Annotated in this window: 18 protein-coding genes and 1 pseudogene; 10 read left to right on the plus strand and 9 right to left on the minus strand. The window is 60.2% G+C overall.

What is annotated here, in order from left to right; genetic code table 11:
• Positions 1-64 precede the first annotated feature (64 nt).
• Positions 65-205: pseudogene (locus AC1D08_RS29450) on the minus strand (integrase); the annotation flags it as partial.
• 137 nt (positions 206-342) lie between these two features.
• Here AC1D08_RS29450 and AC1D08_RS29455 point away from each other — a divergent pair.
• The gene (locus tag AC1D08_RS29455; protein ID WP_477228632.1) at positions 343-795 is read left to right on the plus strand and encodes a hypothetical protein; all 453 of its coding nucleotides are present in this window, start codon (positions 343-345) and stop codon (positions 793-795) included.
• A 138-nt stretch (positions 796-933) separates the two neighbouring features.
• Here the strand turns inward: AC1D08_RS29455 and AC1D08_RS29460 are convergent, their stop codons facing one another.
• Entirely contained in the window at positions 934-3,051 is a 2,118-nt protein-coding gene (locus AC1D08_RS29460) for a sensor histidine kinase (protein WP_477304628.1), read from the minus strand.
• Between the two features lie 592 nt (positions 3,052-3,643).
• Here AC1D08_RS29460 and AC1D08_RS29465 point away from each other — a divergent pair.
• From AC1D08_RS29465 to AC1D08_RS29485, 5 genes are all read left to right on the plus strand, one after another.
• Complete coding sequence (locus AC1D08_RS29465; protein ID WP_477304626.1) at positions 3,644-4,690, plus strand: AraC family transcriptional regulator; 1,047 nt, start codon at positions 3,644-3,646, stop codon at positions 4,688-4,690.
• Positions 4,691-4,898: 208 nt separating this feature from the next.
• Positions 4,899-6,677, plus strand: coding sequence for a type I secretion system permease/ATPase (locus tag AC1D08_RS29470; protein ID WP_477304624.1), 1,779 nt, complete (start codon positions 4,899-4,901; stop codon positions 6,675-6,677).
• Positions 6,678-6,691: 14 nt separating this feature from the next.
• Positions 6,692-8,002, plus strand: coding sequence for an HlyD family type I secretion periplasmic adaptor subunit (locus AC1D08_RS29475; protein WP_477304622.1), 1,311 nt, complete (start codon positions 6,692-6,694; stop codon positions 8,000-8,002).
• A gap of 274 nt (positions 8,003-8,276) precedes the next feature.
• Positions 8,277-9,557, plus strand: a complete 1,281-nt coding sequence (locus AC1D08_RS29480; protein ID WP_477304620.1) for a calcium-binding protein — start codon at positions 8,277-8,279, stop codon at positions 9,555-9,557.
• 580 nt (positions 9,558-10,137) lie between these two features.
• The gene (locus tag AC1D08_RS29485; protein WP_477304618.1) at positions 10,138-10,383 is read left to right on the plus strand and encodes a hypothetical protein; all 246 of its coding nucleotides are present in this window, start codon (positions 10,138-10,140) and stop codon (positions 10,381-10,383) included.
• A 705-nt stretch (positions 10,384-11,088) separates the two neighbouring features.
• Here AC1D08_RS29485 and AC1D08_RS29490 read toward each other — a convergent pair.
• The 3 genes from AC1D08_RS29490 to AC1D08_RS29500 form a co-directional block, all read right to left on the minus strand.
• Positions 11,089-13,410 carry an Orn/Lys/Arg family decarboxylase gene (locus tag AC1D08_RS29490; protein WP_477304616.1) on the minus strand — a complete coding sequence of 774 codons (2,322 nt, stop codon included), beginning with the start codon at positions 13,408-13,410 and terminating at the stop codon, positions 11,089-11,091.
• A gap of 882 nt (positions 13,411-14,292) precedes the next feature.
• Positions 14,293-14,988 carry a VIT1/CCC1 transporter family protein gene (locus AC1D08_RS29495; RefSeq protein ID WP_477304614.1) on the minus strand — a complete coding sequence of 232 codons (696 nt, stop codon included), beginning with the start codon at positions 14,986-14,988 and terminating at the stop codon, positions 14,293-14,295.
• Positions 14,985-15,431, minus strand: coding sequence for a cytochrome b (locus tag AC1D08_RS29500; RefSeq protein ID WP_477304612.1), 447 nt, complete (start codon positions 15,429-15,431; stop codon positions 14,985-14,987). Before AC1D08_RS29500 ends, AC1D08_RS29495 begins: the two co-directional genes overlap by 4 nt.
• Before the next feature lie 285 nt (positions 15,432-15,716).
• On the opposite strand from AC1D08_RS29500, the gene AC1D08_RS29505 reads away from it, so the two are divergent.
• From AC1D08_RS29505 to AC1D08_RS29515, 3 genes are read left to right on the plus strand one after another with little or no spacing between them, the layout of a single operon-like run.
• Positions 15,717-16,490, plus strand: a complete 774-nt coding sequence (locus AC1D08_RS29505) for an FMN-binding protein (RefSeq protein WP_477304610.1) — start codon at positions 15,717-15,719, stop codon at positions 16,488-16,490.
• Positions 16,491-16,515: 25 nt separating this feature from the next.
• Positions 16,516-17,238, plus strand: coding sequence for an FAD:protein FMN transferase (locus tag AC1D08_RS29510; RefSeq protein WP_477304608.1), 723 nt, complete (start codon positions 16,516-16,518; stop codon positions 17,236-17,238).
• Complete coding sequence (locus AC1D08_RS29515; protein ID WP_477304606.1) at positions 17,235-18,746, plus strand: RnfABCDGE type electron transport complex subunit D; 1,512 nt, start codon at positions 17,235-17,237, stop codon at positions 18,744-18,746. The genes AC1D08_RS29510 and AC1D08_RS29515 overlap by 4 nt, the downstream gene beginning before the upstream one ends.
• Positions 18,747-18,753: 7 nt before the next feature.
• Here the strand turns inward: AC1D08_RS29515 and AC1D08_RS29520 are convergent, their stop codons facing one another.
• The 3 genes from AC1D08_RS29520 to AC1D08_RS29530 are packed head-to-tail and all read right to left on the minus strand — an operon-like array spanning position 18,754 to position 21,076.
• Complete coding sequence (locus AC1D08_RS29520) at positions 18,754-20,097, minus strand: sensor histidine kinase (RefSeq protein ID WP_477304604.1); 1,344 nt, start codon at positions 20,095-20,097, stop codon at positions 18,754-18,756.
• Positions 20,097-20,762: a response regulator transcription factor gene (locus AC1D08_RS29525; protein WP_477226102.1), complete on the minus strand. Its 666-nt coding sequence runs from the start codon at positions 20,760-20,762 to the stop codon at positions 20,097-20,099. Before AC1D08_RS29525 ends, AC1D08_RS29520 begins: the two co-directional genes overlap by 1 nt.
• Positions 20,762-21,076, minus strand: coding sequence for a PepSY domain-containing protein (locus tag AC1D08_RS29530; RefSeq protein WP_477304602.1), 315 nt, complete (start codon positions 21,074-21,076; stop codon positions 20,762-20,764). The genes AC1D08_RS29525 and AC1D08_RS29530 overlap by 1 nt, the downstream gene beginning before the upstream one ends.
• 533 nt (positions 21,077-21,609) lie before the next feature.
• Here AC1D08_RS29530 and AC1D08_RS29535 point away from each other — a divergent pair.
• Positions 21,610-22,077: a DUF2231 domain-containing protein gene (locus AC1D08_RS29535; RefSeq protein ID WP_477304598.1), complete on the plus strand. Its 468-nt coding sequence runs from the start codon at positions 21,610-21,612 to the stop codon at positions 22,075-22,077.
• 113 nt (positions 22,078-22,190) lie between these two features.
• On the opposite strand, the gene mgtA is transcribed toward AC1D08_RS29535, so the two are convergent.
• Complete coding sequence (mgtA, locus tag AC1D08_RS29540; protein WP_477304596.1) at positions 22,191-24,833, minus strand: magnesium-translocating P-type ATPase; 2,643 nt, start codon at positions 24,831-24,833, stop codon at positions 22,191-22,193.
• Positions 24,834-24,835 lie beyond the last annotated feature (2 nt).

Consider the following 24,835-nt stretch of genomic DNA (forward strand, 5'->3'; position numbering starts at 1 on the left):
GGGCCGTTGAGATTGATAACCCGTCGAAGCGGTCATCCGCGTCGCGCCGGATGACCGCTCAACGTCAGATTTCGGTCCGCTCTGCCAAGAGCAGCGCGTCCTCCACGTCGACCCCCAGATATCGGACCGTGTTCTCAATCTTGGAATGTCCGAGCAGTATCTGGATGGCGCGGATGTTTCCCGTCGCCTTGTAGCTCATCGACGCCATGCACTATTGAGATAGGACGATGCCGCGTCGGAAACTTCTGTCCGCACGTGCAATGGCCGTAGGGCCAATATCGGCTATACGAAATTCGGAGGATGATGGCTGCTGCCCCTACGTCAGGTGGAGGGAAATCAGCCATGAAGATCGCTGTCTTGCCGAAGCGACGCCGCTTATCGAGCCAAGTTCTTGCCTTGGCTGTGCTGGTGCTGATGACTCTCCCGCTGGCGGATCACGTGACTGCACCTTTGGCGGACGAGGACGTCTCCCCGCCCGTTGAAGACATCGCCGCCTTGCTTCTGATCGTCGGTTGTTCGGATGGTCTTTCCCAATGCCATGAACTGCCCGCCCCGGTTTCCATCTTCGAAACGAAGGAGGATTGCGATCAGCAACTTCCAGACTCGCTCGGAGCCTTTACTGGGCAATTCGAACAGGTCTACGCACAATGCCTTTCGGTTGACCCGGTCATGGAAGATGAGGATGCCAAGCTCGTCTGGGAGGTTCACCCCGACGGAACCCTAACTGCCTCGGTCGAGGTAGCACCACCGCAGAGGATTGAACCAACCAGCACGGTTGCCCTTATTCGCCCTTAGAAACGGCTATTGACCCGGCACGGCGTTAATGCGCGGGCAAACCTCTAACGCACCAGAACCACCATAAATTCATGGCCGTCGGCAGATGTCCGCTTTGATGCATTGCGAACTCGAATTGGACGCGCGAGGCATCACCAACTATCGGACAAGAGGAAGTCTGATCCGGAACGACGCACCGCCGTGATCCTGATTTTTCGCACATATCAGTCCATTGTGCGCCTCGATAATAGTGCGCGTGATGGACAGCCCCATGCCCATGCCTTCCGCCTTGGTGGTGAAAAATGGTTCGAAGACCTCTTCCAATTTGTCTTCGGGAATGCCCGGTCCGCGATCAGACACGCACAACTCGGCAAACTGTTCAACGCGCGAAGTCCGGATGCTGATGGTGTGATTTTCGCTCGGCGTCTCGTTCATCGCGTCGATCCCGTTCACGACAAGATTCACAACGACTTGTTGAAGTTGAATGCGGTCGCCGAGGATCGGAAGCGCATACGGTGTGATCACGCTGAGGAGTTCGACTTTTCGGCCGATTGCTAGCGCCGAAAGAAATTCGACGGTTTCCCGTGCGAGGTCGTTGAGGTCGAGGCTTTTCAGTTCGAAGGGTGCCTTTTTCAGGAGGCTGCGCATCCTCTGGATGACGTCGGTAGCGCGCCGGTTATTCTGCAAGATATCGCTCACGATGTCGCCGAGTTCAGGGATGTCGGGGCTCGGCGATTTCAGGATGAATTCCGCGGATTCGGCGCTCATCAGAATAGCGCCGAGCGGCTGGTTTATTTCGTGGGCAATGGAGGCGGTCAGCTCGCCGGCGGTCGAGACGCGGCCGACATGAGCAAGCTCTGCCATGCGCTGCCGGGACTGGACTTCGGCCACTTGACGCCGACGATGCTCACGCAGCAGGACTGCAATAAGCCCGGCCTGTATCAGAACAACCGCAGTCACAAGGGCAATTTGCCAGGGATACCGTTCCAATTCGGTTAGCTCTTGGAAGTAGATTTGGCTCTCTGGAGGGAGACGGGCCTCGCTGATACCCCAGCGTCGCATCTGCTGCCAGTCGAACATTAGCTTACTGCTGGAGACTTCGGAAAAGTTTTGCTGAGGCACCGCGCCTGTCAGCAGCCGCAGAACCATCTTGGCTGTCTCAGCGCCATGCGCGGTGAAACTATACAGGCTTCCCCCTACGATACCGCGACCGAGGTATTGATCGACAAAGGCATAGACGGGCACGCTTGCCGCGTTGGAAACACGTTCAACGACCTCATGTGGAACGACGGGATGGCCGCTGCCGTCTCGAAACATCGAGACGAAGAGGACGATGTCTCCGTGCGGCAAATGCGAAAGCCTCGCGAGAAGCTGTTCCAGGGGGAGTTCGGACAGGTAAGTAAACGAAACCCGGTTTTCATACGGACGGAACTCCTTCTGCGCCGCCGCGAGAAGGCTCTTGTCGAAGTCCGTCGTGCCGGAAACGACAACAACGCCTTCGGTCGCGGGCTGGAGACGAAGTGCAACCTCAAGTGTCGGCGCAAACTGCCTCTTTACAAGAACGCCGAACACGTTGCGTGGGAGCGCACGCGTGCCAAGTTGTCCTCGATCAAGCCCGCAGAACACAATTGGTGTGTTCGGAAATATCTGATCACCGTAGTTCAAAAGGAAATTAAGCGCAGGGGCCATGACGGCAACTGCTACGTCGATCTTCTTCTCGGCATATTTTGCACGGAGGAAGTCCCGCAGCAGCGTGTTGTAAGAATCTGAGCCAAATCGGGACAAATCCATCGACTCGCGATAGACCTCGATTGGCTCGGTGGAGTTGGACTGCAGTGTATGGACTAGTTCCGCGCTCAACACCGATAGACCAGGCAGTTCGACCCGTTCGTCAAAAAGCAGAACGATATTCCGCGTGGCAGCCGACACCGGCAAACAGCCAGCTATCGATATGGCTAAGCTCGCGCAGGCAATTAGAAGGTTGGCGCGCAGTCTCATGGCGAGCGGCAACACGAACCTGCTGCAGGATCGGATCTGAGCGGCAGTCTCGCCAATTGAGGTCAAAAGAATGACGGCGGCGGCGATCCACATATTGACCAGCCGCCTCATCCTCGATGTGTCCCATGCTTCTATGCAGCCTCGATGGGTCGCGATCAGTCTGTCTAGGATTTCGCGAGCATCCAAGGTAACTGCCATGCACTCGATGACCAGCCAGTCGAGGCTGAGACTGCCGCTATTGGCGAGCATTGGCAAGACCGAGCCCGGCGATGTGGGCATCCATTGTCCGAAAGGCGGAGATGCGACCCCAACAGGAGCGTGCAGAAAGGTCGAAAATTAGCAAAATAGACCTCCGGTGCTGGGCAACTGCGACCTCCAGCGTGGTTGCCGCTAGTGTCTGCTTTCAGTGGTTGGCAGGACTGGGTTCTACGGCCGAGATGAGGGGCACAGCTGCCGTTCACGTCGCGGCAGAAGCAGATCCGGTTTGGGGGCCAGAAGCGGAAGTTCGCTTCAGCGTCGACCGGCGCCGATCAGCCCTGCATGATGGATTGCAGGATGGCCTGCATGTGCTCTTCCAGGTCGAGTTCGCCCGTGCCTCAACGGGCAATAGGTAGTCGGCCTTGGCCCGGCGGTCGCCTCGGCTGGTCGCAGAATAAGAACAGATGGCCAGCAATGCTTGCTCTTCATACCGGTCTGCGATCTTGCGGTCGTGCCAACTGCTGCCCGCTCGATAAACAACCCGATGGAGTACGGCATAGGCGGTGTCATGGGCTGAGATATGGGCACACCCGTCTTGCGGCACGGTACAAAGTTTTGCGCTGAGCCGCCAAAGGCTCATAAAGCGTTAATCGCGTCGTGATACCGGACGACCGTGGCCGACCAGAATGAGCCTGTTTTCCGACAACTCGCAGCGGCGCCGACTACGGCCGGCCTGGCCACGCGCCTCGCCGTAGCCGAACTCCGACGCCGCGGCATCGATCCGGCCCCTTTGCTCGCCCGCGCCGGACTGTCAGCGGTCGCCCCCGATCACGACGGTCGGATCGATGTCAGGTCGCAGATCGAATTCCTCGAGCAGGCTTCGCGCACCCTCGGCGACGACTTCCTCGGCCTGAACCTGGCCGAGCAATTCGATCTGCGCGAACTCGGCATGCTCTACTACGTCGCCGCCTCGTCGCATTGCCTCGGCGATGCTCTACGCCGCCTCGAACGGTACGCCCAGGCGGCGAATCATGCGTTGATCTTGCGGATGCACAAGGGCTCGACCTTCCGGCTCGCGCTTTCCTATGCAGGCGTGCCGCGGCACCTCGACCGGCACCAGATGGAGTCCTTCGCACTGACGCTCGTCCGGCTCTGCCGGCAACTCGTCGGCCACAGGATTTCTCCGCTCGTCGCGAACTTCGTCCACCAGCGCTCGGGCGATCTGCGCCGTGCGCGGAACCTCCTGGGCTGCGACGTCAACTTTGGCGTCGACTCGGACGAGTTGATACTCGACCCTGCGCTGCTGGACCGGACGCTGGTGGCCGCCGATCCATTCCTTAACCGGCTGATGGTCGAGAATTGCGAGCAGGCGATGGCCGCCCGCCCCACCAACGTGGGCCCGTTCCGCACGATAGTTGAGAACACCATCGCGCCGCTCCTGCCCCACGCCGAGGCGAGCGCGAAGAAGGTGGCCGGCAGCCTCGGGCTAAGCGAGAGGACGTTCGCACGCCGCCTCGCGGCAGAAGGGCTTAGCTTCGGGGCCATTCTGGATGATCTCCGGCGTGATCTCGCCATTCGCCACCTGGAGGAGCCGGGCCTGCAAATCTCCCAGATCGCATGGCTGCTGGGCTTCCATCAGCCAAGCGCCTTCAGTCATGCCGCGCGGCGCTGGACCGGCAAGACTCCGTCCCAGTACCGGCGTGGCTTGTCATCGTCCTAGCAGATCCTGAGCGGCGGCTGCCGCCGTTGCAGCCAATGTAGTTGATCGGCACCGCCAACGACTTGCGCCCAGCCGCCACTGTCCTTGCGTCAGTGCACAAGGCATCCACCTAAGCGAAGAACGCCAGACCCACCGGATTGAGTCCAGTCACACATGGCTCGACGCCGTCGCTTCGGGTTGGTGCAGGAAGAAGGATCGAGGATATACTATGGCATTGCAGACGTTCGCCGCAGCGACTCGGGGCAATGAACTGAAGTCTGCGTTCTGGCAGTGTGCCGGGGCGCTGACGGCGGTGGCCGTTTTCTCGGGCATAGTGAATATCCTCGGCCTGACCGGCTCGCTCTACATGCTGCAGGTCTACGATCGCGTGATGCCGTCGCACAGTGTACCTACGCTTGTCGGCATCACCATCATCGCGGTCTTTCTGTACGCGGTCTACGGCCTGCTCGATTTCGTCCGCTTGCGCCTGCTCGTTCGGATTGGCAACGCACTCGACCAGAAGCTGCATGGCAAGGCATTCGCAGCCTCGCTGCAGCTGCCGCTGAGGGCAGGACAAGAGGGATCGCGCATCCAGCCGATCCGTGACCTCGACCAGATCAGGAGCTTCGTCTCCGGAAGCGGTCCGACCGCCTTCTTCGACCTGCCGTGGATTCCATTCTACCTCGTCATCATCTACATGCTGCATCCATCACTCGGGCTCCTAGCGACGCTTGGAGCAGTGGTCATCGTACTACTGACCCTCGTCGCCGAAGGGCTCGCGCGCGCGCCGTCAAGGCGTGCATCCGAATCGATAGTTGCCCGCACTTCCTGCTCCGACGCGGGCCGCCGCAATGCCGAAGTCATCCGCGCTATGGGCCTCTCCAACCGCTTCGGCAGACTCTGGAGTGAGCAGAACCTGCGCTTCCTGCAGGATCAGCGGCGGGTTTTCGACGTCATCGGTGCGACCGGCGCGCTTTCACGCACGTTCCGCATGATGCTCCAATCGCTCATGCTCGGCCTCGGCGCCTACCTCGTTATGGCAGGCGAGGCGTCTTCGGGCGTCATTATCGCTTCCTCTATCATGCTGGGCCGATCGCTTGCGCCAGTCGATGTCGCGCTCGCAAACTGGAAGGGCTTTATCTCTGCGCGAAGAAGCTACGACCAGCTATCCAGAACGTTGAACGCCTTTTTCGAGCAGCGTCAGCCGATGGCGCTCCCGCGACCGCAGCACACGCTGTCCGTCGAAGGCCTGACAGTTACTGCGCCAGGCCAGCAGAATGCTCTTATCCAGAACGTCAGCTTCACGCTGCAAGCGGGGACGGGGTTGGGCGTTGTCGGGCCGAGCGCATCCGGCAAGTCGACCCTGGTGCGCTCCATTGTCGGTGCGTGGCCGTCGCTGCGCGGGACGGTCCGGCTAGACAATGCAGCGCTCGAACAGTGGGATCCCGAGGCCCTTGGGCGGGATATCGGCTATCTGCCACAGGCTATCGAATTGTTCGACGGAACGGTCGCAGAAAACATCTGCCGCTTCGACAAGGATGCCGATCCCAAGGACATCCTGGCAGCGGCGCGGACGGCTGGAATCGACCGAATGATTCTCAGGCTGGCGGATGGGTTCCAGACGCGCATCGGCGAAGGCGGCAGCGCGCTCTCGGCCGGGCAGCGGCAACTCGTCGGGTTGGCGCGGGCACTCTACGGAGAACCTTTTCTGGTAGTGCTCGACGAGCCTAACTCCAATCTCGATGCCGACGGCGATGTCGCGCTCGCTACCGCCATTCAGAGCGTGCGCCAGCGTGGCGGCATTGTCATCGTCGTCGCCCACCGCCCATCGGCGCTGGCCAATCTCGACCAGGTGCTGGTGATGGCAGGCGGGACCTCGCAAGCCTTCGGCCCGAAGGAAGAAGTGCTTGCCGGCATCACCCGTCCGGTGGCCCATACGCAACAACCAGCGGCTCATTCAGCTTTGCGGCAGACCTCGACTGTCGTCCCCTTACACGATCGAAAGTGACCTCGGTGATTTCAATGTCCGTTTCAGAAAAGAATACGCATTCCGGCGAAGGCATCAGGGCCAACATCCTGTTCGGCCTGGCGGTATCGATCCTGCTCGTCGGCGGTGTCGGCGCGTGGGCGGCGAAGACATCACTCGCAGGGGCCGTCATCTCGTCGGGCACCGTTGTCGTCGAAAGCAGCGCCAAAAAAGTCCAGCACCAGACTGGTGGCGTCGTTGGTGCGATCCTGGTTCGCGAAGGCGACCGCGTCTCGGCGGGCGATGTTATTGTGCGGCTCGACGATACAACTGCCCGTGCCAACCTACAGATCATCGCACAACAATATGACCGCACGCTCGCCCGCCAGGCGCGTCTGCAAGCGGAGCGGCTGGGCTTGCCCGAGATCAAGCTGCCCAACAGCCTTGCCAGACGCGCCGGAGAGGCGGATGTCGACGCCTTGGTTGCCGGCGAGAAGGCGTTGTTCCAAAGCCGGACCAAGGCTTCGACAGGGCTGAAGGCCCAGCTCGAGGTTCGTTCGGAACAGTTGGCGAAGCAAATTGAAGGCCTGACCGCCCAGCGGGAGGCGACGGACAAATCGGCAGCGCTCGTCGAAAGGGACTACAACAGCCTTCAGACGCTCTATGAGCAAAAGCTCGTCTCGCTCGAGCGGGTAAGCACACTCCAGCTCGAGCTGTCGCGGCTCAAGGGCGAATCTGGCCGCCTTATGGCCGCCATCGCCGAGACAGAAGGCAAGATCAGCGAGACAAAGCTGCAGGCCCTCCAGGTCGACGAGGAGATGCGCAAGGACGTCAACGAGGAGCTGCGCGAGCTCGACGGCAAAGAGGTCGAGCTTGTCGAGCGCAAGGTGGTCGCGCAGGACCAGCTTGCCCGCACCGAAATCCGTGCACCCCAGTCAGGGTATGTGCAGGAGCTTGCCGTCCACACTATCGGCGGGGTCATCGCTCCGGGCGAGACAATCATGCTGATCGTGCCCGAGCAGGACCGGCTCGTGGTCGACGCCATGATCGCCCCCTCCAGCGTCGACGACGTTCGCCCCGGCCAGTCTGTGTCGATCCGCTTCTCTGCCTTCGACGCTGCCACGACGCCCGAATGCGAGGGCACCGTGCAGAGGGTGTCGGCTGACCTGATCAAGGACCCGCAGCGGCAAACTTCCTATTTCGTCGCACGCACGACCGTCGACGACCTGCAGGCCTGCTTGCAGGATGCCAGACGGCTGCAGCCGGGGATGCCAGCGGAAGTCCACATCCAGACCGGCGAGCGCGACGTCTGGTCCTATGCAATGAAGCCGCTATCGGACCAGCTGCACAGGGCGTTCAAGGAATAGTGGAGTCCGGCTGGCTGGGCCGGAATGTGTGGTACGCGCGTGGCATAAGCGCTCGTGACAGCCAAACACAAGTCTTTGGCGTGCGGCGACAGGCGCCACCCGAGCTCAATCCTTATCTGTACGTTGCAATAATAACCATCCATCGCTCTATACAGGAGAACACATCATCATGGCGCTCATCAACGCCGACATCCCTTTGGACATGTGGTCCGACTTTGACTTTAGTTCGATTAACGGTTTCACCAATTATGTGTACAGCTCAACAGATTTCAAGTTGAATTACAGTAATGGTTTGGCAGATCATTTTACAGGATACGGGTTCACCTACAATTATTATTACGACAACTACTATAATATATATGTACAGCCGAACGGCGGTGGCATCGTTACCAGCTACCACGTCGATGACGCCTACGGCTATGAGCCAATCACGATATCCGGCATCAGTATTCCGTTTAGCGCAATCCTTGATGCTGCCGCCACCTACTCGAGGGCGGACGACGCAGCAGTCGTCGTGACTGCGCTGGCCGGAGCCGACACTATCTTGGGTAGCATCTACGCGGACAGGCTCGACGGGTTTGGCGGGAACGACACAATTTACGGCTACGACGGGAACGACGCTGTCTACGGCAGCGCCGGCAACGACTATCTCAGCGGGATGGCAGGCAACGACTACCTCAACGGCGGCACGGGCGCCGACACGATGGTCGGTGGCGCAGGCAACGATGTCTATATCGTCGATAATGCCTCCGACATCGTCAACGAGGGCCTCGCCGGCTCGACCGGTATTGACACAGTGCAGTCGTCGATCAGCTTCAGCCTCTCCGACACTGCGCACGTATTGGGCTCGGTCGAAAACCTGACGCTGCTCGGATCTGCCAACATCAACGGCACCGGCAACTCGATTGCCAACATCATCACCGGCAACACTGGCAACAACATCATCAACGGGCTCGGCGGTGCCGACACGATGAGCGGCGCCCGGGGCAACGACACTTACTATGTCGACAATGCCGGCGATCACGTGATCGAGGCCAATGGCCAGGGCACTGATAACGTGCAGGCCTACGTTTCCTTCAACCTCTCCGGTCAGGAACTGGAGAACCTGGCGCTGCGCAGCGCGGCTTCTATCAACGGCACCGGCAATTCCATCGCCAATGTCATCACCGGCAATTCCGGCAACAACGTCATCAACGGCCTGCTCGGCAACGACACGCTGTCCGGCAGCACCGGCAACGACAGCTTCCTCTTCACCACGGCGCTCAACGCCTTGAGCAATGTCGACCGCATCACAGACTTCTCGGTGGTCGACGACACTATCCGGGTCGATAACGCCATCTTTGCAGCGCTTGGCGGCAACGGCACGCTGACGGCCGACCAGTTCGTCAAGAACACAACTGGCCTTGCGGGTGACGGCAACGACCACATCATCTACGAGACCGACACCGGCTGGCTCTATTATGACAGCAACGGCAGTGCCGCTGGCGGCTCGACCCATTTCGCCACGCTGGCTGCAAACCTTGCGCTCACCAACGCGGATTTCCTGGTGATCTAGTCCCTCCATTTGGGGGCCTGTAGCTCCTCACCGCGCTGACTTCCCACCGCTGCGGGGCCCATCAAGCGCGTCCCCGCCTGCGGGAGGGAGGACACCGGCCGAGGCCGCCTTAGCGAGTTCGCAGGGTGCAGGTACGAACGGCAACACCGCAAATTCGCGTTGGTTTCTTCCCCAGGGGCTCGGCAGCCAGGCTGCTAGCAAGACGGCCAGCCTCGCTTTGAACCCTATGAAGGCGATGCGAATCGCGCGCCTGCCAGGGGCCCCATAAGCCACCCCCAACCCCCTCCACCGACGAACCCGGCGGGGCGGGTGCCATTAGAACGCGCCGCGTAGGCAGACAGGCCAGCGCGCGTCAGCAACCGCGCGGGATCGATGTTGTGTCGCTCAAGCTCAGCAGAGGCCAAGCGCGCGGCCAGACCTGCCGCAGTCGGTATGGCTGCCAGTGTTCGAACGACCGCTGCACTCTGTTCGACCACTGGCGCACACCTCTCGGACCCGCTCGACCCTCACATTATGAAGCTTGGCAGCTAAGCGCAAATACTTGTCGCAGCGTTGCAAGATCAATTCGGACGAATCATCGATGCGAACGGTACGCAGGAAAAAGATCCAACCGCAGGCGCTGAACGGCTGGCGGAAACTGGGACGTGTTTTCGCGATCCTGTTCCTGCGACTGACGACAGGACACCTGCGTCGAGGAGGCGGCGGCGCAAAGGGATCCAACTTTGCGCCGCTGTCCTCCGAGCCGATTAATCAAAGCATGAAGAAATTGGCGGGGACACGACGTCAGGCGGCGCCCAGGCAAGTCGAATGGACTATTCGCACATGACGATCTGCGCAGTGGCACCAAGCAGCAAGATTTTGGCGTCGCGACCCAACGGGCTGTGCCACAGGGTTCCCATCTAGCTGGTCATTCAGGCTAACTGCTCCCGATCTTCATAGAGCTGTGACAAACCAAATGTCAGATAGATTTCGATTGGACGTCGCCCTCTACATCGCAGCTGCGGCGCGTGTGGGACGCAAGGTAACTTATGGAGAGCTGAGCGCCAAGTTTGGCGACCTGGCAAACGGCTGGGGACCAGTCCTCGCCGTAATGGCTGGCCGGCTGCACAAACGGGGCGGCCCGCTATTGCCTGTGTTGGTGGTTTCCGTGGACACAGGGCTGTCGAGCGAAACAATTTATCGCCAGTTTGGGCTGATGGGCGACGCGGCGACGCGGCGACGCGCGCAGAACAGCGGAAGTGCTATGATTTCAACTGGCCCGGATTCTTCTTCGGATGGGTCTCGAAGGAAGGTGGTATGCCCGCCAGGTATCGCGCTAGCGAACGCCGAAGCAACGAACTCTGCGAACCGATCATTGACGCCGAGGCGCGCTAACGCTTCTGGCCTTGAGGCAGTGAGACACGGACAACAATCCCCGACAATCTAGCTCAGGTCATAGCTCGTGCGGACCGGCCACTTTCTGACACCAGCAACTGATCGCCGGCGAAGCTCGGCTGCAATGGCGCGAGTCATCTATTTGCCCGGACTACGATCAAAGCGGGTTCTGTGCCTCATTCAAGCACCAGATGTGGTAACCGCCTTGCTTGTGTACGGCGCCCTCGACCTCCTTTTCGAAGCCGGGGAAGCGCTCGCCCCATTCCTGAAGGGCACGGATGAACGAGAGCCAAGGGCCGTCAACCGGGCCCATGCGCTCACCGGGCATCACGATGGGTATGCCGGGCGGGTACGGCATGATCCCGACCGCGGTGACGCGGCCCGCAGTCTTGTCCAACTTGAGCAGCTCGGCATTTCCACTCTGCAGCTGCTGGAATGCGGCACGCGGCGTCGTCACGATCTCGGGCAGGTTTCCAAAGGCGGCGGCCTGAAGCGCATCTACGCGCATCGCCCGCATCGCCTCGAACATCTCGTCAGCAAGATCGCGGAGGCCCATGTCGCGGTAGCGATCCGGCGCGACTGCGACGATTGCCGGCAGTACCTGTGAAAGCGGCGCGTTCGCGTCGTAGTCGGTCTTGAAGTCCAGCAGCGTGCTGATCAGTGTGCCCCACTTGCCCTTCGTTATGCCCATGGTGAAGAGGCACAGCACCATGAAGTCAGTCGTGCGTGAGGGTATCGTGGCATTGCGGCCGAGATAGGCAGACACCACGGGGGCCGGAATGCCCCGCTCCAGCAGTTTGCCGTCGTCACCCATGCCCGGCGTAACGATGCCTGCCTTGATGGGATCAAGCATACACCAGTTCTCCTCAAGGTCGGCGAATCCGTGCCACGCTGCGCCAGGTTCAAGGACCCAGGCCTCCGGGTCGTTGGCCAGCTGGTCGCGGTCGGCATCGGCGAAGTCGACCATTGCACCGGTCTTCGCGTCGCGAGCTTGCGGGGCGTTCCAGGGATGGAAGAACCACTCGTCCCTGCCCGCAAAGTGGCGATGCACCTTTGCCAGCGCCATGCGGAAATCCACTGCCTCTCTGATGACCTCCTGGGTAAGCGTCCGGCCACTTTCACCGTCCATCATTGCAGCGCCGACTTCGTTCGACGCGAACAGCGAATAAAGCGGTGACGTCGTCGCCTGGATTACAAAGGATTCGTTGAAGCGGCTGTGTTCAACGGGATTACGCCCGTTGCGTATGTGGATGAAGGACGCCTGAGACAGCGCCGCCAGCAGTTTGTGCGTCGAGTGCGTAGCGAAAAGTGTGGGACCATCCTTGGCACGGGTCTTAGGGTCGCCCCGCATCGCATGGCGACCGGCGTACATGGCATTGAAGCGGGCATAGCCATACCACGCTTCATCAAAGTGCAACCTGTCAATGGTTTTGCCCAGCTCGGCCTCGGCTGCCTCGGCATTGAGACACATGCCGTCGTAGGTACAGTTCGTGACGACCGCGTAGACAGGCTTGTCGCCCTTTGCCTGCGCGCGCAACGGGTGGGAGGCGACAGCAGCGGCGATTGCCTCAGGCTTGAAGCTGTTGCGCCGTAGCGGCCCAATGATCCCGTACCGGTTGCGCGTCGGGGTCATGTAGATCGGTATGCCGCCGGAAAGCACCAGCCCCTGCTCGATCGATTTGTGGCAGTTTCGGTCGCAAAGCGCGAACTGATTCTCGCCCACGCAGGCCATGAAGATGGTCCGATTGGATCCCGACGTGCCATTGAGCACAGAGTAGGATAGATCTGCACCGAAGACGCGGGCGATGAAGGCCTCACTCTGCTTCACCGGTCCGCTGTGATCGAGAAGTGAGCCGAGATTGCCCCTTTCTATCCCGCTATCGGTTCTGAATAGGTTCTCACCAAAGAAATCGAAGAATACCCTCCCTATCGGCGACTTGGCAAAGGCAATTCCGCCCTGATGGCCGGGCGCCGACCAGGAGTGCTCGTCAGACTGGCTGTAACGCAAAAGTGCATCAGTAAACGGCGGCAGAAGTTGTGCCAGATACCGCCGGATTGCTGCGAGCGCCCGGCCGGCAACGAATGTCGCCGTGTCCTCCAGCATCCAAACGAACTCATCGGCGAGCTGCATCGCCTCGACTGTCATCGAACCCCTGGTATCACGGTCGGCCATGAGAAACACTGGTGCTCGAGAGTTGCGCGCCCGGATGGCGCGCAGCACCTCGATCGCTGCAGCGTGACTGCCCTCGTCGTTCATTCCCAGCGTCCAATCCACGAAGTAACAGTGCAGGCCGGCATCCGAGTTCACGATCGCCAGGCCGTCCTCGTATGAGGTTGCTTCAGCGACCCCTACGTTCTGGTGGCGAAACTCCTCCACCAGTTCTGCTACGGCACGCCCGCGTGAGCTGCCTGGTTTCGCCAGCTCGTCATCGACAATCAGAGCGCGCATTTTGAGCTGAATGTTCGTGCGTCCCAGCATGTCTTATGCCCTCAAAGCTTGATCAACCCTTGTGCGTCGGCGGGAACCAAGCTGACTCCCGATGAGTCTCTTGCGCTTGGCGTCATTGCAAGGCGGTGGAGGTTGACCGCGGCGGCCAAAGTGCGCTGACATCGATGAGCCACCGAGGTCACGCTAGTTCCTCCTCACTAAGATTGAGCGCTGGAGCGAGGTAACGATCAAGAATCAGGCAGGTAAGTTACCGTAGCATTGGACGGCCTCGTCCCGCGTACGTGTTGCTAGCATGTTGATGATCGTGGAATCGGACACGGCCGTCCGCCTGAGCCGCAGCACCAATGAACGAACGGCGGGGTTCAGGATCATCGTAAGATTCAAAGACGCCATTGCGGCGCAAAGCGGACCCACCTTTATGCACGCCGTTCTACGCGAGAGCACTCCCACCCTCTTAAGCGACTTTACATCATCCCGAAACTGGGCGCAGATCGAACCAGCGAGGCAGAACCGGAGAACGCCAGCTGTGCGGAGTAAGGTACGGACTGCAACGACATTGCGTGACGGCGAAATTCGCCGCCGAAATTACGCTATTGCCGCCGTTTGTACCCTCACTCCCATTCGATTGTTTCTGACCCAGCTAGATTATTGATCTACCTGGATTTTTTCTTTGCTTGCCGCTCGAAACGCCGCAAAAAATATTTTGAGGTTTCACCAACTATCGGGACCAATCGGGCGATTTTTGCACTTTACGGCGTTCGACAGCGTGCCCAAGCTGTCTCGAAAAGTACCGTCACCGCTCTACGGACGATCTAGCGAACCCCACTAGTCCCATTCAACGTGGGTCGCCAAGTTGTTTCTTGCGCCTTTTGCCTGTGGCAATTCGGAAGAACGATTCGTCAGGCGAATGAATCAGATGGCAGTACCGACGACGGCGCCAATGCCGGCCGTCAGCGCCATCGCCAGCGCGCCCCAGAATGTGACTCGAACCGTTGCCCTCAACGCATTGGCGCCGCCAGTTTTCGCACCGATGGCGCCCAGCACGGCCAGGAAGAGGAGCGAGGCAACGGATACGGTTGCGGCAAGCCAGGCGGCCGGCGAAACAAGCACCATCGCCAATGGCATGGCCGCGCCAACCGAAAATGCAGCCGCTGAGGTCAGCGCGGCCTGAATCGGTCTTGCCGTCGTCATCTCCGAAATACCGAGTTCGTCGCGTGCGTGGGCGCCGAGCGCGTCCTTAGCCATCAATTGGTCGGCGACCTGCAAGGCCTGCTTTGGCTCCACGCCCCGCCTGACATAGATGTTCGCAAGTTCCTGTCGCTCGAAGTCTCGCTGTGTCGCCAGTTCCCCTCTCTCACGCGCAAGGTCGGCTCGCTCGGTATCGGACTGTGAACTGACCGAGACATATTCGCCGGCCGCCATCGACATCGCGCCGGCGACCAGTCCCGCTACGCCGGTCACCAGAACGTTGGAGGCAGCGGCATTGGCTGCCGCCACACCAACGATCAGGCTGGCCGTCGAGACGATGCCGTCATTGGCGCCGAGAACGGCAGCGCGCAACCAGCCGACGCGCGATACGAGATGGTTCTCTGCATGCAGACGGCTCATGACGTGCGCTGCGGCCGCAGCATCCTGACAAGCACATCCGACTTCACATAGAAGTGCTGCCACAATGCGGCCGCCGCATGGAGCCCGACGACGACGATGATCACCGGCTTGGCAAGCTCGTGTATCTCACCCATCGCACGAAAGCTGAAGTACCATGCCAGTGCCCCAGTAATCGGCATCCCGAAAATAAACAGGTAAAGCAGGAAATGGGCGGCAGCGGCGATCCGCTTCAACGCCGCGCCTTCTTCGAATGGTGCAGCCGGCACGCCGCGCAATAGACGGACCGCAACCCGCCAGATCGCCAGCGCCAGAACGGTCAAACCGACATAGACATGAATATTCGCGTTGAAGATGTCGGCAGCTGCCGGCTCGGTGCCGCGCGAGAGCGCCCGGTAAGCCGGCTTGATGTCCTCGCCAATTACAAGCTGCAGGACGATCAGCACCGCGATTGCCCAATGCAGCAGTATCTGGGTTTTGGTGTATCCGGCCGGCTCGTTGGCAACAGTCATAGGCAGCTTACCTCGCTTAAGTGGACCTTCCTACCTCGCTGCTTATGCGAGAATCTTGATCTAGGACAAGTCAATTTGCCCTCTCCCCTTGAGCTTTCAAGCGCGCCCCTCCCAGCTTGAACTCGGCTGACAGCCAGTTGTCAGCTTAGTCGTGGGATATTGCACCCGAAGCGAACCAGACGGATCGCCTTGCCAGATTCAACGTGGAACACAATTCCGATGAAACAGATCGCCTTGTCACTTTTCGTGATCGCCGCCTCGGGCGCTTATGCATGGGAGCAGGCCGGCAAGGATCCGGCAAACGATATGCTTGGCGACGCGCTGCCGCCCAACGCAGTCGAAGCACCTGCCGAGCAACCAAAAGAGCCGGCATCCGCAGCGACTTTGCCGATGCTTCGGCCCCTGCCGGTGCCGATCGACCTGCGGTTCCGAACAAGGTTCCCGATTGCCCGGGAAACGACGGCGGGCATAGCAGTTTCCACCGAACGGCAAAATGATCCAGCCAAGCAGATAACGGTTCCGATGGCACCACATCAGTCGCCAACGCCACCTAAGCAGGCAGCGGCTCCGGCTGTCACCGATCCCTCGTCATTAGCATCGTCATTCGCCATAACTCCGGCCGTCTACATACCTGTCCCACAGCCGAGGCCGGCATATCCGGACGCGCCCGCACGTGTTGTCCCAGCGGGTATGCAACTGGCCGCACAGGGTTATGCCGACGGCGTCTACACCGGCCCGCCCGCCGATGCTTATTACGGCATCATTCAGATTCAGGCCCTCGTACAGGGTGGGCAGCTTACGGCGCTGAAAGTGCTGAAATATCCCTCCGATCGCCGCACCTCCATCAGCATTAACAGGCAGGCGCTGCCCATGCTGCGCGACGAAGCGATCAGCGCCCAAAGCGCCAATGTCGACATTATTTCGGGCGCGACACTGACCAGCAGGGCCTTTATCCAGTCGCTGCGCGGCGCGCTGAAGAAAGCGTCTTCCTAGTCCCATGCGAGAAACGCGAATTTTGATGGGCATGCCCGTTACGGTCGACATCGGCGGCGCGTCGAACGGTGAGCTGATCGACACCGTCTTCGGCTATTTCGAGCACATCGACCAGCGCTTCAGCACATACCGGTCCGACAGCGAGATCACGGCCATAAACCGCGGCGACGTTCCAGTCGTCGACTGGAGTGGCGAGATGATGGAAGTGCTGGCCATTGCCGAACGGACGAGAAGCGAAACCGCCGGATACTTTGATATTCGCAAGCCCGACGGTTCGCTCGATCCTTCCGGCATTGTCAAGGGCTGGGCAATCCGCAATGCGGCCGGGATTGTTCAACGGGCCGGCATCAGCGATTTCTTCATCGAGGCGGGAGGCGATGTCCAGTCCTGCGGCAAGAATGTTTCGGGCCATGACTGGAGTGTCGGCATCCGCAATCCCTTCAAAGAGGACGAGGTCGTAAAGGTCGTCTATCCCCGCGGTCGCGGTGTCGCGACCTCGGGCACCTATGTCCGCGGTCAACACATCTACAACCCGCATGGAATTGGCAGCCCGATCCAGGACATCGTCAGCCTGACCGTCATCGGCGCCGATGTGCTCGAAGCCGATCGTTTCGCCACCGCTGCCTTCGCCATGGGCCGGGACGGCATTATCTTCATCGAGCAGACGCCAGGCCTGGAGGGGTATGTCGTCGACGCCAATGGCCGCGCCACGCCGACAACCGGGTTCGGGGCCTTTTGCCTGCCATGATCAAAACAGTCGACCGATTTCTCGATCACGTGACCATGTACAGGCTGGTCCTCTACTATCTGATGGCGCTGGTCGGCGCGGCGTTCGTGCTCGGCTTCTTGAATCTCATACCGCATGATCCGATTGCACTCGCCTTCACGACGGCTTTGGCGCTGGCCGCCTGTTGGCTCACCAACAAGGTCTTTGCGCATACCTTCGCGGTACCGGCTAACAACGAGTCCGTCTACATCACCGCTCTCATTGTAGCGCTCATCCTTGATCCGGTAGCCGTCACGGACACAAAGGGGATCGCGGCGGTGGCACTCGCGTCCGTCTGGGCGATATCATCCAAGTTCATTCTCGCTATCGGCCGGAAGCACCTTTTCAATCCGGCTGCGTTGGGCGTGGCGCTGTCCGCGCTGCTGCTCGACCAACCAGCCACCTGGTGGGTTGGCGGCAATCTGGCGTTGCTTTCGCTCGTGCTCTTCGGCGGCATGCTCATTGTCCGGAAACTACGCCGGCTTGATCTAGTCTCGACCTTCGTTATCGTGGCGCTGGCGACCATTCTGGCAGCCACGGACCCATCGCAGTACTGGACCGCGCTTACTGAGACCCTGGGTTCGTCGCCTCTGCTGTTCTTTGCCTTTGTGATGCTGACCGAACCGCTGACCGCACCGACGATGCCTTGGTCGCGGATCGTCTTTGCCGCCATCGTCGGCTTACTGTTTGCTCCCAATATCCATATGGGCTCGTTCTATTTCACACCGGAACTGGCGCTACTCGCCGGCAACCTCTTTGCCTATGCGGCGGGCCCCAAGGGACGCTTCGTGCTGACCCTGGAACGCATCGAGCAATCGGCTGTCGACAGCTTTGATTTCATCTTCCGGTCGCCCCGCAAGCTCGCCTTTGAGGCCGGCCAGTATCTCGAATGGACGCTTGGCCTCGATCGTGCCGACAATCGCGGCAACCGCCGCTATTTCACGGTTGCATCAGCGCCCACGGAGGAAACGGTCCGCCTCGGCGTCAAGTTCTATCCGCAATCAAGCGCCTTCAAGCGCGAATTGATGACCATGAAGCCAGGCAGCAAGATCCACGCCGCGCAACTGGCCGGCAACTTCACGCTGCCCGCCAAGCGTGAAACCAAGATCGCCTTCCTGGCCGGAGGCATTGGCATCACGCCGTTCCGCTCGATGCTGCAGTATCTCCTTGACCGGAAGGAGGCACGGCCGATCGTGATTCTGTACGGAACCGAGAGCCAAGAGGACATCGCCTATCGCGACGTGCTTGGCGCCGCCAGGCAGGAGCTTGGCATCAAGACGGTGCATGCTGTAGCTCGAAGCGCAGAGCGGGGCCAATATGCCGGACATATAGATGAGCACCTGGTGCGCCTGGCTATCCCCGACTACCTCGAGCGGACTTTCTATATTTCCGGCCCGCAGGCGATGGTCAAGGCGCTGCGCCAGAAACTGCTGGCCATGGGCGTTCGCCGCTCGAAGATAAAAGTCGACTATTTCCCAGGCTTTGCCTGAAGCACGCTCAACTGTGTCGCGGCAAGGAAATGGTCACGACCAGACCCGGATCGGCGTTAGCCATGGCAAGGCGTCCGCCATAGGCTTCGACGATGTCGGAAACGATGGCAAGGCCAAGGCCGTTGCTGCCGCTCTTGCTGTCGAGCTGGACGCCACGCGACAAGGCGGTCTCCCGATCGGCATCGGGTATACCTGGGCCATCATCGGTGACAGTGACGATCACCTCGCCAGCGGTGGCGGATGCACCGACACGGACTGACGACTTTGCATAGCGTGCGGCATTCTCGACCAGATTGCCGAGGATTTCAGACAGGTCGCCTTCATCGATCGGCGCCGTCAGAACTTCTGCGACGTCCATCTTGAATGAAAGCTGCTTGCCGCTTGGCGTCCGTTTGACGACCGCAATGACGCCAGCCGCGACGTCCGACACCCGGCAGGATGCCTTGCCGGAGACGCCTGGCGCAAGGCGGGCACGCGCCAGCTCCCGCTCGACATGGCGCCGGATCGCTCCGGCGCTCTTCTCGATCTCGTCGGCCAGACCCGTCTCGCCTTTCATTCGCAACGTACGGATATCGGCCGACAGCACTTGCAGCGGCGTCTTCAGGCCGTGCGCCAGATCGGTGGCGCGCGAGCGGGCTCGCGCAAGAGCCTTCTCCTGGGCATCGAGAAGACGGTTGATTTCGTCGGCGAGCGGCTGCACTTCGTTTGGTGCCACCACATCGAGCCGTGCCGCTCGCTGTGCGATCACGTTTCTGACGGCGACCCGCAAGGTCTCCAGCGGCGCAAGGCCGATGGTGATCTGGATGAAAAACGCGGCCATGAGAACTGCCGCAAGCATCAGGAGGGCTGGAGCAAGATCGCGAACATATTCGCTTACAGACACCTCCACGGTTCGATGATCTTCCGCCACGATTGCGCGAAAGGAACGGCCTCCGGCATCGATGATCGTACGCTCGACCGCAATACTGAGTTCGCCACCAGGGCCCTTGAACTCCTCGACCGCTCGCAGCTCACCACTTGCGCTCCGGGCAGGCAGGACCAGCTTGGCGTCCCACAATGATCGCGAACGCTCAAGGCTGCCGGTGGCGATGTCCTCCACTTGCCAGTAGTAACCGGACAGCGGATTGGCGAAACGCGGGTCAGTGAGCGCTGGGGTCACGATCAGGCGGCCATCGCTTGCGAAGATCGTTGCGCCGATCAACTCGTTGAGGTCAACCGTCAGCTCGCCCACCACGCGTCGTTCAACGTGAAGTTCGAACAGATAGCGGAGGCCGGCGCCGGCGATGGCGAGTGCGACAAGAATCGAGATGGTTGCCGCCAACCACAGCCGGAAGCGGATCGAGTTGCCCATCAGGCGGGATCATCGGGCATCAGATACCCGAACCCGCGTCGTGTTTCGATGACATCGCTGCCGAGCTTCCGCCGCAGCCTCGCTACAATGACTTCGATCGTGTTCGGATCGCGGTCGTTCCCTGAATCGTAAAGATGCTCAGCCAGTTCGGTCGGCGCCACCACCCGCCCTGCATGATGCATCAGAAACGCCAGGAGCCGGTATTCCAGCGGCGATAGGGAAACGGGAATGCCGCGAAGCGATATCCGCATTTGGCGCGTGTCCAGAAGCAGCGGGCCGGATCTCAACACTGGTGCCGCCTGCCCTGCTGAGCGACGCAGGATTGCCCGCAACCGGGCGAGCAGTTCTTCCATTTCAAAAGGCTTGGGAAGGTAGTCGTCAGCACCGGAATTGATGCCCTCGACACGCTCCGTCCACATCCCCCTTGCGGTCAGGATAAGAACCGGAAACCGGCGGGCGTTGGCTCGCCAACGTTTCAATATCGTGAGACCATCGAGCTTGGGCAAACCGAGGTCCAGGATCGCTGCATCATAGTTCTCGACATCGCCGGCGAACCAGGCAGCCTCTCCATCGCGAACGGTATCAACCGCCATTCCGGATGCCCTAAGGACTGTAGCGATATCGGCCGCGATACGCGGCTCGTCCTCGGCCAGGAGGATCTTCATCAGTCGCCCTCCCCATCAGGCATGATGACACCGGCACCGGCGTCGACGTCGACGGTCCTTCGCCGGCCATCTGCATCGACGACCTGGAACCGGTAGACCCATCTGTTTGCCTTGCGGATGAGATCGACCGCAACAACATCGCCGGGAGCTTTGGCGCGGACAACGTCCAGTATGTTGGCAAGACCCTTGATTTCGCCGTGCTCGTACAGATCCCGCGCCCGGTCATGGTCGCCGTCATCGTCCTCGTCGGCTCGGGCAGCGAGAGGCATGGCCAGGACAAGTCCCGCGAGACCCAGCACCGCGACACGCTTCAATTGGCTTTTCATCGGCAAGGCATGTCGCACGTTGAAGCTTTCAATTTGCTGTCAGTCATCCTCAGCCCCCCGCAAGCAAAGGGCTCATATCAAGGCATTGTCGCGTCCAATCACGGCCGCGCCGAGTAAGGATACCAGACCATGCGCAATTCCATATTTGTCCTTGCAGCACTTGCGGGCCTCACGATCTTTGCCTTGCCCGCGGCCGCTGAATCGGACGAAGGATCATGTGGGGCGCCATCCTCCGTCGCACCTGTCGGTCCGATCAATCTGGACACTATCCCCATACAGGATGCCACCGGCCCCAAGGCCATCAAGGGCGTTGGCGATGACGACGAATGCGGCGACAGTCCCACCTCCAGTAGAGCCGCTTTCGGCAGCACTGAGGACGACGGCCATGGAGAAGACGACTAAGAACACGGAGCTATTTCTGCTCAGGGATCATTGAGCTTGGCCCCGCTAGCCAACCGCTCGTCGTCAAGGCCGACATCCATCTATCGCTTCGCCATTTCTTAGTCCGAGAGTTCTTTCTGATGATCGATATCCAACATATCCACCCAATCCTCGTGCATTTTCCAATTGTGCTCATTTACATGCTTGCGACTATCGACCTTCTGGCGCTCGCGAGCAGCAATGCTGTGACAAGGCGCTCTGGCGTGGGCACGATTTCCACTTTTGTCGCTCTGGCAGCGGGCGTCTTCGCTATTGGAACCTGGTTCTACGGCGGACTGGCGCTTGACTATGCTGAAGCCGCGGGCTTCAGCAGCGACATTGCAGAAATCCACGAAAGCCTCGGCGGCATCACGGCCTTCGCCTTTCTGAGCTGGGGCGGCGTCCGGCTCGCTTTGTGGGTCCGCAATCGCGAGATGGGGCCTGCGGCTATCGCCGTTCCTGTGATCGAGGTTGCAGGCGCAGCGCTTGTAACCGCTACAGCTTACTACGGCGGCCTGCTTGTCTACGATCTCGGGGTGAATGTGGCCAAGACTGCCTTCGCTGGCTAACCTGGCAGATCGGCTCACGGACCATGGACGGGCTTGTCGCAAGGCCTCATGGTCGGCTGTGGGCGGGTTGGCCGCATTTCTTGCCATGCTTTGATCCTCAATCATGCATTATCTCATCGGATGTGGGCTGAATGGGATATGATCCCACCGCTGATGGCATGCCCTGCCCTCGATCGACGCGGGTGCCTGCTCTCATAATCGAAGAACCAGCGCTTGGTTATCTCCGAAGCCAACAGATAGAGAGCGGTGATGGCAACGAGCCCGACAAGCACTGGCAGCGGAAGCGGCACGAAGCCGAAGCGTCCGGCGAAGGGCACGTAGGGTGTAGCGATCGCAACAACCGCAACAGCCAGCGTAAGCCATGCAAGCAGGAGGCTGGGACGGCTCTTCCAAAACGTCTTATGCGTGCGCACGATCAGCACGATGGCGAGTTCCGTCAGCAGCGACTCGACGAACCACGCAGTCTGGAAGGTAGCCGCTGTCGCATGTGCAAACAGCAGCAGAAAGGCGAAGGTGGCGAAATCGAATAGCGAGCTGACCAGGCCAAAGCCGATCATGAATCGCCTGACGAAGCCGATGTCCCAGCGACGGGGTCCGCGCACCTGGTCTGGATCGACATTGTCGCTGGCGATGGCCAGCGAGGGAATGTCCGACAGGAAATTGTTGAGCAGGATCTGCGCAGCCAGCAGCGGCAGGAATGGCAGGAACAGCGACGCGACAGCCATGCTGATCATGTTGCCGAAATTGGCGCTGGTCGTGATCGAGATGTACTTCATCGTATTGGCAAATGTCTTGCGGCCATCGTCGACGCCGCGCACGAGCACGCCCAGATCTTGCTTGAGAAGGATGATATCGGCCGCTTCGCGGGCGACATCGACTGCCTTGTCGACGGAGATGCCTATGTCTGCCTCATGAAGGGCGGGCGCATCGTTGACGCCATCACCCAGATAACCGACGACATGGCCGCGGCTCCGGAATGCCTGGACGATGCGCTCCTTCTGGTTGGGATCGATCTCGACGAAGAGATCAGTGTGCTGCACACCTGCGAAAAGCCCGGCCTTCGTAAGCTTTGAAAGGTCCTCACCGGTCATGATCCTTTCGGCGCGCAAGCCTACGGCACCGGCGAGATGTGCGGCAACGTACCGGTTGTCGCCCGAAACAACCTTTACCGCGATACCGCGATGGGAAAGTTCGGCAAGCGTTTCCTTGACACCTTTCTTTGGCGGGTCGAGGAAAAGCAGGAAACCCGCGAAGGCGAGATCGATTTCGTCGTTCCTGCTGAACGTTTTCCGGTTTTCAAATCGACGGATTGCCAGGCCCAGAACGCGGTAGCCGTCCGCGCTCCAGCGCCGGAATTTTTCGTCAATCGCCGCGCGCTGCTTCTCATCGAGGGGTTGCAGCCCTTTGGCCATGCTGACGAAGGCACACGTTTCGAGGACATTTAGTACGGCGCCTTTGGTGATCAGAAGATCTGAGGCATCCTTGGTTCGCACAACAACGGATAGGCGCTTGCGAATGAAATCATAAGGGATCTCGTCGACTTTGGTGAAAGCGGCCAATGATGCGCCTTCCCCCGGCGCACCGACGATCGCTTCGTCCAGCGGGTTCTTCAGTCCGGTCTGCATGGTCGCGTTGAGACGTGCCCAAAGCAGGATGTCGGTTGACGGATTGCCGTCGACATCAAGCCATCCGTCGAGGTGGATGACGCCTTCCGTCAGCGTGCCGGTCTTGTCAGTGCAGAGCAGGTCCATGCTGCCCAGATTTTCGATGGCGTCGAGACGGCGCACAATGACGCCGTTTGCAGCCATCGCGCGGGCCCCTCTAGCAAGGGTAACACTGATGATAGCGGGAAGGAGTTCCGGGGTAAGACCAACCGCCAGTGCCAGCGAAAACAGCAGCGATTCAATCAGCGGTCGATGCAGCATCAGGTTGGCGAAGAACACCAGGATGACAATCGCCAGCATGATCTCGGTCATCAGATAGCCGAACAGCCTAATACCTCGGGCAAACCCTGTTTCGGGGATTTGTCGTTCCAGGGCCGTGGCGATGGATGCGAATTCGGTGCGGGCACCGGTCGCTGCCGCAAGCACGGTTGCGGTGCCGCTGCGAACCGATGTGCCCGTAAAGACCGCATTGCCGCGCTGTGCGACGGAAGCCTCGGGAGCCGACCGCCCCGGTGCTTTCACGACGGGGAAGGTCTCGCCGGTCAGTACGGCCTCACTGACATTGAAATCGCGGGCATCCAGAATGATACCGTCCGCGGGAATGAGGTTTCCGGCGGAAAGCCGGATCACGTCCCCCGGCACGATATCTTCGGCTGCAACCGAGCACTCGATACCATCACGCAGCACAACAGCCTTGCGCGAAATGCGCTGTCTCAGCGCCTCCGTGGCACGCGACGCGCCGTACTCCTGGGTGAAGCTGAGGATGCAGCTTGCCAGCACGATCGCACCGATGATTGCAGCCTCCTGCCCCTCGCCGACGAAAGCCGACACGGTGGCCGCGAAGATAAGGATCAGGACCAGTGGGCTACGGAACTGACGGATAAACACGGTCAACGCCGAGGTGCCGGACCGTGATCCGGGTGTGTTTCGGCCAAATTTTACAAGCCTCGATGCGGCCTCGGAAGTGGCAAGCCCGGAGGTAAGCGTGTCGAGGCGTCGCAGGAGGTCATCGGTCTCGATCGACCAATAGGCACCTGCGTCTGCCGCGACGGGTTGCTGGTCAACTTCGCCGGGTACGATACGAGAGATCATCA

This window comes from Mesorhizobium sp. P2_E6 (assembly GCF_056403835.1).